Source organism: Microbulbifer okhotskensis (assembly GCF_023895975.1).
GTDB lineage: Bacteria > Pseudomonadota > Gammaproteobacteria > Pseudomonadales > Cellvibrionaceae > Microbulbifer > Microbulbifer okhotskensis.
Window position 1 is genome coordinate 1 of sequence record NZ_JALBWM010000313.1, and the last position, 948, is coordinate 948.

A 948-nucleotide genomic window follows, 5' to 3' on the forward strand; every position below is an offset into this window, starting at 1 on the left:
GAGGTGGTACCATTCTTGCGGTTGGGCTTGTCCTCGCTGGCGAGGTGCTCCTCCAGCTCCGCCGTCATGGCGGCTTCGGTGAGTTGCTTGATCAGTGGAGTGAGGATACCATCTTTGCCACTGAGATCCTTGCCCTCACGTAAAGCTTTGACGGGGGCATCCATATCGAAAGTGGGTTTGGTCATGGGGCATCTCTTTTTTGCTAATAGTAAAGAAATGACACAAAATTCTGAATACTACCCCCTAGGATCTGAAACGAAAAACCTCGCACCTGGCGAGGTTTTTACTCTTTGACACGCAAGAAAATAATGAGACAATTAAACTTACGCCCGAGAACCCCCCCCCTACGCTACCTTTAATAGGCCACTTTCAAGCTCACACCAATTTCATTGCCCTCAAGGCACTATTTATCAAGTGATCATTCAACAATATACCCCCATTCCCAGTTTTCTATTTGAGAGTATGTATCGCACGAACTGGTTCCGACAGCATGTATTTTTTTCCCAGTAGTCTGTGCCGTTAGCGCCATTGAATAAATGGCCCTTCCACCACTTTCGTTAGCATCAAAAGCAAACTTATTTTCATATCCAGAGCCGATACAATCTGCAGGCTCATACACCAAATCTGATTTAAACTGAATAAACCCCTTACCAGATTGATCAACACGGACATATTCAACCTCAAAAGAGGACGCAATACCCGTAGCGAAAACTGGCATAGAAAGAAGAGAGACAGAAACAAATAAGAACAACTTTTTCATGAAAGAGACCTAAATATTTTCGTAATATAACTTCAATACTTCGGATATTTTTAGAGAGATAGACCTCTGAACCTACAAGGGTTGGACCACGAGGGAGGGTAATTTCTCGTAAGTCTAGGTGGACACTGAACAGTATCAACACTTCGGACAGTTTCATGCAGCTATAGCCCCGTAGTCACTGTACCGTT

1 protein-coding gene and 1 pseudogene are annotated in these 948 nt (G+C 44.2%); both read right to left on the bottom strand.

The features are described 5' to 3' along the window. Positions 1 to 185: pseudogene (locus MO867_RS22250) on the bottom strand (IS256 family transposase); the annotation flags it as partial. 233 nt (positions 186 to 418) lie between these two features. Next, a complete protein-coding gene (locus MO867_RS22255; protein ID WP_252473245.1) occupies positions 419 to 760 on the bottom strand; it encodes a hypothetical protein in 342 nt (113 codons plus the stop codon). Between the last annotated feature and the right edge of the window lie 188 nt (positions 761 to 948).

Excerpts from the sequence above, each read along its gene's own strand:
- MO867_RS22255 (WP_252473245.1), bottom strand. The coding sequence starts at position 760 with ATGAAAAAGTTGTTCTTATTTGTTTCTGTCTCTCTTCTTTCTATGCCA.